This is a genomic window from Rhizobacter sp. P2_H2 (assembly GCF_056403375.1).
Genome location: NZ_JBFUFP010000215.1, coordinates 1 through 6680, shown reverse-complemented (window position 1 = coordinate 6680; position 6680 = coordinate 1). Strand labels below are relative to the sequence as shown.

The 6680-nt window shown below is 71.4% G+C and carries 6 protein-coding genes; 3 read left to right on the top strand and 3 right to left on the bottom strand.

The genetic code is table 11. The features are described from left to right. The 3 genes from AC1D15_RS13610 to AC1D15_RS13600 form a co-directional block, all read left to right on the top strand. Positions 1 to 219 (top strand): hypothetical protein (locus tag AC1D15_RS13610; protein ID WP_477826395.1); only part of this gene is annotated, 219 nt, incomplete at its 5' end. Further along, a complete protein-coding gene (gene yihA, locus AC1D15_RS13605) occupies positions 182 to 883 on the top strand; it encodes a ribosome biogenesis GTP-binding protein YihA/YsxC (RefSeq protein ID WP_465110891.1) in 702 nt (233 codons plus the stop codon). The genes AC1D15_RS13610 and yihA, both read left to right, overlap by 38 nt. Beyond that, a complete protein-coding gene (locus AC1D15_RS13600) occupies positions 880 to 1782 on the top strand; it encodes an alpha/beta fold hydrolase (RefSeq protein WP_477826394.1) in 903 nt (300 codons plus the stop codon). The genes yihA and AC1D15_RS13600 overlap by 4 nt, the downstream gene beginning before the upstream one ends. An 82-nt stretch (positions 1783 to 1864) precedes the next feature. Here AC1D15_RS13600 and AC1D15_RS13595 read toward each other — a convergent pair whose 3' ends face one another. The 3 genes from AC1D15_RS13595 to AC1D15_RS13585 form a co-directional block, all read right to left on the bottom strand. Further along, a complete protein-coding gene (locus AC1D15_RS13595; RefSeq protein WP_465110893.1) occupies positions 1865 to 2122 on the bottom strand; it encodes a hypothetical protein in 258 nt (85 codons plus the stop codon). Between the two features lie 118 nt (positions 2123 to 2240). Further along, on the bottom strand, positions 2241 to 4514 hold the full coding sequence (locus AC1D15_RS13590; protein ID WP_477826393.1) for a patatin-like phospholipase family protein: 2274 nt from the start codon (positions 4512 to 4514) through the stop codon (positions 2241 to 2243). Positions 4515 to 4522: 8 nt separating this feature from the next. Beyond that, positions 4523 to 6680 (bottom strand): DUF1631 family protein (locus tag AC1D15_RS13585; RefSeq protein ID WP_477826392.1); only part of this gene is annotated, 2158 nt, incomplete at its 5' end.

Sequence of the window (6680 nt, the reverse complement as noted above, 5' to 3'; positions counted from 1 at the left end):
ACGTCGGGCTTGGCCTTCGCCGCCTCGCTCGCGGAGGCGGGCGCCGCCAGGGCGGCGGCCAACAACAGACTCGACAGCAAGGAAGCAACAGGCATCATGGCGTTCTTAGTGTGGGTTGGCTGGATGCGTTCTGACGATGCAAAACCCAGCGATTTTACAATGCAAGTTTTTGGTGCCTTCCATGACCGACGAAAACAATTCCGGTGCGCCGGCCGCTGACGCGAGCAGCGATGCGGCCGCAGCCGAGAAGCTGGCGCTGGCCTGGACGCACACCGCGCGCTTCCTGACCACCGCCAGCCAGCTGAACCAGCTGCCGCAGACCGAGCTGCCCGAGATCGCCTTCGTCGGCCGCTCGAACGCCGGCAAATCGACCGCGATCAACACGCTGACGCAGCAGAAACGCCTGGCCTTCGCATCGAAGACGCCCGGCCGCACGCAGCACATCAACCTGTTCGAGCTGGGTCCGAAGGACGCGCCGAACGCGCTGTTCGCCGACCTGCCCGGCTACGGCTACGCCGCGGTGGCGCGCGCCGCCAAGCAGCGCTGGCAGGAGGTGATGGCCAACTACCTGCAGGTGCGCCGCAGCCTGTCGGGCGTGGTGCTGATGGTCGATTCGCGGCTCGGGCTGACCGAGCTCGACCGCAACCTGCTCGAGTTCGTCGCGCCCCGCGTGGGCACCGGCGAGGTGCGCCTGCTGGTGCTGCTGACCAAGTCCGACAAGCTGAACCGCCGCGAATCGACGGCGGCGCTGGCGGCCACGCAGGCGGTGCTGGGCGAGCTGTCGAGCGAGGACGCCGACATCGGCATCGCGCTGTTCTCGGCGCTGAACAAGCAGGGCGTCGGCGACGCCGCCTGCGTGCTGCGCGACTGGATCCTCGGGTGATCGAGACCTTTGATGCGGTGCTGCCGCACGGCATCACGCTGAGCTGCCGGGCCAGCGGGCCGCGCGGCGCGCCGGCGATCGTGTTCCTTCATGGTTTTCCCGAAGGCGCCTTCGTCTGGGACGCGATGCTGCGCCATTTCGGCGACCGCTACCGCTGCATCGCGCCGAACCTGCGCGGCTACGAGCGCTCGTCCGCGCCGGCCGAGGTGGAGGCCTATCGCGCCAAGCACCTGGTGGCCGACCTGCTCGCGCTGATCGCCGAGGAGGGCGGCGGCCCGCTCGCGGCGCTGGTCGCGCACGACTGGGGCGGTGCGGTGGCCTGGAATTTCGCGGTACAGCATCCGCAGGCGCTGCAGCGGCTGGTGATCGTCAATTCGCCGCACCCCGGCGTGTTCCTGAAGGCGCTGCAGACCGATCCCCTCCAGCAGGCGGCCAGCGCCTACATGAACACCTGGAGCCGGCCCGAGGCCGAGGCGGAGCTCGAGGCCGGCGATTTCGCGCGGCTGTGGGCGGTGTTCGCGCACATGGGGGCCGAAGACCCGGCGCGGCCGGGCGGCGGCTGGCTGACGCCGGCGCTGAAGGAGCAGTACCGCGCGGTGTGGCGCCACGGCTTGACCGGCGCGCTGAACTACTACCGCGTGTCGCCGCTGCGCCCGCCGACCGGGCCCGATTCACCGGTGCTCGCGCTGAAATTCCCGCCGGAGTTCGTCACCGTGACGGTGCCGACGCACGTGGTGTGGGGCGAGGCCGACGTGGCCTTGCCGGCCTCATTGCTGGACGGCCTGGAGGCCTTCGTGCCCAAATTGACGCTGACCCGCGTGCCGGGCGCCACGCACTGGATCGTGCACGAACTGCCGGCGCTGGTGGCGGCCGAGATCGAGGCGGCGCTGGTTCGGTGAGGCGGGCCGAGCGCCGGGCCGCCCCAAGCCGGCCCGCGTCCCCTCGGGGGACCGCTCGACGGACTCGTCGAGCGAGGGGTTGTCATACCACCACGTAGCGGCCTTCGAGGAGTTGCGAGGCCGACTGCAGGTGCTCGCGCAGCATCGGGAACAGGTCCGACGACGACTCGGTCGCATAGATCTGCCGGGCCCGGTGCGCCGGCGAGTAGCCGATGTTCACCAGGCAGGCGGCCGGCCCGCTGCAGTACTCCAGCAGCTCCGGCCCGATCAGGTGGACCGCCCAGCCTTCCGACGATTCGACGCCACCGTCGCTGATCCGCATCAATTCACTGTCCGTCATGTGCGCCTCACCCAAACTGCCTGCCAACCTCTCTGAACCTGGAAGCCAGTTTAGGAAGCGCCTCCCGGCTTGACACCCCCCCGAACGCGGCAGGACCAACGCCGCCGCGTCGGATCCGTCACGGTCGGCCGATGAACAGGTAGAGCCCGGCGGCGCCGCGCGGCGCGTAGGTCACGCCGAGGTACAGCGGCCCGATGCCGGTGTCCGCGCCGACGAACAGGCTCATGCCGTTGCGCAGGTCGTTCAGCTTCATCTGGCTGCTGAAGTCCCACGCGTTGCCGGCCTCCAGCGAGCCGCCGGCGAACAGCCCGCGCGTGAACACCGGCGCGTAGTCCAGCCGCTGGTAGTACACGAGCCGCCCGAACGCCAGGTAGTTGCCCTCGATCTGCCCCGGCAGGTAGCCCGACATCTGCTGGAAGCCGCCGAGCGTGTAGCGGCCGAGCCCGGCGATCGAGCGCTGGTCGGCATGCTGCACCCGCACGAGCGCGTTCAGCGTGTGCCGTCCCCACGTGCCCACCGCCGAGCCCTCGGTCTCGACCCGCGTGAAGCGGTCGGAATCGCTGCCGGTCACGCTGTCGCTGCGCCGGCCGCTGACCACTTCGCCCTGCAGGCGGTAGCCGTGCAGCGGGAAGTTCGCGAAGTCGAGCTGGTCGACCACCACGCCGACCCGCAGGCCGGATTCGTCGATCGTCACCGTCTCGCGCGGCCCGCTGTAGTCGCTCGACAGGATCTCCGGCTCGTTGCGCAGCGTCAGGTGCGTGAGGCCGATGCGGAGCTCGCCGAACTGGCCCCAGGGCTGGCCGAGGTCGATGCCGAAGCGGCCGGTCGAGCGGTTGAAATGCCCGCGCTCGTCGCCGGTGGCGCCGTTGTAGACGGCAAGCTTTCGGCGTTCGGCCTCGCCGTAGCCGGCCACGAACCAGTCGTTGGAGATCCCCAGCGTCCAGTTCAGCGGGTGATAGAGCTCGGAGAACAGCCGTGGCACCTCGCCGATCTGCACGCGGTTGCGCCACTCGGTGCCGTTCGCGTCCAGCCAGTGGCGGTTGTGGCTGATCTTCAGGTTGAAGGCGCTGCGCCCGGTGAAGTCGGTGTTCAGGTCGAGCCCGACGCGGAAGTAGTGCGGCCCCCAGGGCTTGTCCTCCAGGTCGAAGACCAGTCCGTCGCCGCGGTCGGTCGACACCAGCTCGTAGTCGGCGCGCACGTAGTCGCCGCTGGCGGCCAGGCGGCGCGCATCGCGCTCGGCCTTGGCCGCATCGAAGGGCTGGCCGGCGGTCGATTCCATCTGCGCCGCGAAGCGCTTCGGATTGGTCAGGCCGCTGCCCTCGAACTCGACGAACGCGAGCGTCGCCTGCGGTGGCGCCTCGCGCGGGTGGCCGGCCTTCCATTGCGCATACGCGGTCTCGTCGAGCGACAGCGCGGCCAGGCGCGCCGCGAGCTGGGCGGCCCCCTGCTCGCCGAGCGCGATCAGCTCGCGCGTCTTGTTGAAATCGCCCGAGGTGATCTCGCCCAGCTGCGGCGAGATCAGCAGGTCGCGCCCGCCGAGCGAGGCCAGGCTGCGCTGGACGTTCTGCTCGGTCAGGATGTTGATCATCTGGCCGGTCAGGCCGCCCACCGAGCCGAGCGTCTTGCGCGGGGCCAGCGGCGTGCCGATGTTGACGGCGATCACGATGTCGGCGCCCATCGCGCGCGCCACGTCGACCGGCACGTTGTCGACCAGGCCGCCGTCGCCGAGGATGCGGTCGTCGATCTCGGTCGGCGGGAAGACGCCGGGCACGCTCATGCTGGAGCGCAGCGCGAGCGCGAGGTCGCCCTGTCTCAGGATCACCGCGCGGCCGTCTTCCATGTCGGTGGCGACGGCGCGGAACGGGATCGGCAGCCGGTCGAAATCGCGCACCGAGCGCACCGGCAGCGTGTAGCGCCGCAGCAGCGTCTCGAGCCCGCGGCCCGACAGCGCACCGAGCGGCGCGCGCAGCTCGCCGTCGCGCATGCCGAACTCGATCAACGGCGAGATCTCGAAGTCTTCTTCCTTGCGCCGCTGCGACAGCAGCTGGCGGTCGACGCGGTTCGCGAACACCGCATCCCAGTTGACCTTCAGCAGCTCGCGCTCCAGCGTGTCGGCGTCCATGCCGCTCGCATACAGGCCGCCGATGATCGCGCCCATCGAGGTGCCGGCGATCACGTCGACCGGGATGCGCTCGCGCTCCAGCACCTTCAGCACGCCGACGTGCGACAGGCCGCGTGCGCCGCCGCCGGACAGCACGAGGCCGATGCGCGGGCGGGTGGGCTGTGGCGTGGGGGGTGATGTGGGGGGCGGCGCGGCGGTCTGCGCCAGCGCCGAAGCGCACAGCGCGATCGCGAGCAGGCCCGGCCAGGCCCGCAGCCTTGCGGTTGCCATGCGAGCGCTCAACGCAGCGTCGCGAGGCTGCGCAGCATGCCGTCGACCGCGCGCTGCACCAGCGAGTAGTCGGACAGCGAGACCAGCAGGTCGGCGGTGCGCAGCCGCTCCAGCGCGCGCAGCGTCACCGAGTGCGTGCTGTCGGGCTGCTCGCCGGCGAACAGCAGCAGCTGCCCGCTGTCGCTGCGCCACAGCAGCTGCAGGTGGCTCCAGCGGCCGAGCAGGAACATCCGGTAGTGCCGCCCGATCGCCATCGCGTTGACCCAGGCGGCTGGGTCGTCGCCACCCGCGGGCGGGCCGCTCGGCAGCCACTCGGCGGGCACGGTGTCCATCGAGCCGAGGTCGATCAGCGAATCGCTGAACGGCGCGCCGGTCTCGGGCACCGGCTCGACGGTCTCGTCGCGCATGCGGCGCACGATCTCCTCCGGCGTCGGCTCGGGCTGCGCGGCGGCGGCTGCGGGCCGGGCGCGCGGTTTCATCGCCTCGCTGTGGATCTCGACCAGCTCGTCGAGCACGGCCTGCTGTTCGTCGGCCGGCAGCGCGATCAATTCCATGCCGGCCCGCAGCTCCTTCAGCAGCCCGGGCAGCAGGCCCAGCAGGCGCAGCCGGCTCTGCGGATGGTCGGGCAGGCGCAGGCTCCACAGCAGGTGGTCGGTCGCCTTCAGCACCCGCTGGCTGGATTCGGCCTCCTCACCGTACAGCGTGAACGATTCGGCCAGCACCCGCGCCCACGCGCCGGTGACGAAGCGACGGATCACCGGCGTCGTGCGGATCGGCGCCATCTGCTCGGTCAACCGGTGCGACAGCTCGCGTTGCAGCCGCTCGCGCTGCTCGGCCATCACCAGCGTCGCGATCGCGCCGCGCGCGGYCACCTGCGCATCGCGCAGCTGTTCGGCGATGGCGGCGTCGACGCGCGCGAGGCTGCGGCGGTACAGCGCGGCGTCCTGCACCGGCTCGGCGAGCATCTCGTCGACCAAGCGGTCGCAGAACGACAGGAAATGCGCGAGCCGCGGGTCGCCGGACTGCGGGTAGCCGACGGCGGCGCCGGCAATGCGGTCCATCAGCTGCCACACCGGGTGCTCGTGGACCTCCATCATCTTCGGGTCGCGCAGCGCGACGCGCAATGCCGACACCTGCAGGCGGCCCATCAGCGTGCGMAGCGGCTGCGGCAGCATCGGGTCGCCGAGGATGGTCTCGAACAGCCGCGACAGCAGCTCGATGATCTGGCGCTCGATCGTCTCGTCGGCGGCGCTGAGCAGCGAGCCGCGGAATTCGGCCAGCCGCGACGACGGCGTGCCGGCGCGGTCAGCGCCATCGGCGGCTTCGGCAGCGTCGCCGCCGCTGCGCTCCGGCAGGCGCGAGAGCATCGCCTCGATGCGGGCCAGGGCCTGCTCCAGCGCCGGGCCGAGCGTGGCGCCACGGCGGCCCGGGGTGGAGGGCGCGGAGGAGGTTGCGGGCAGGCCACCCGGCATGCTGCGCACCAGCCCTTCGAGCGCGCCGGGCATCGTCACGTCGACCTCCGGCTTGCGCGCCGCGCCGGCGCCCGGTGCCAGCACGACGGTGCGGTAGATGCTCGGCTCGACCCCTTGCGATTCGAGGCGCGAGCACGCAGCGGCCCAGGCCATGCGCAGCAGCGGCGTCATCGCGGCGGAGGCCACGCGCAGCAGGATGGCCTGCTGCACCGGCTTGTCGGTCACTTCGCCGGCGGCGTCCCACAGCGCGTGGGCGTAGGCGAGCGGGCGCAGCGGGTTCGACTCGGCGGTGGTGTGGGCCTGGCCGCGCAGCGTCGACGTGAAGGTCTGCAGCTCGCGCAGCTCCCATTCGGTGCCGGTGTCGATCTGCTGCACCGCGCGCGAGATCTCGATGTCGGACTCGACACGGCCTTCGTCCATCAGCTGCAGGCCGGACAGGCTGCTCGGGCCGGACGGGGCCGCGGTGGCGTTGGCGGTGGGCTCCAGCTCGGCCAGCACGCGCTGGCGCAGCGCGTCGACGAAGCTGCGCTGGAAACGGCCGGCGTGCTGCTGCAGCAGCTCGACCAGATCGAAGTGGTGCTGGCGCTCGCTCGCGAGCAGCTGGTCGCGCGGGCGGCGCAGTTGCTCGACCACCGCCGCCATGGTGCGGGCGATCAGGTCGGGTGCGCGGCCCAGTTCATCGTCGATGAAGCGC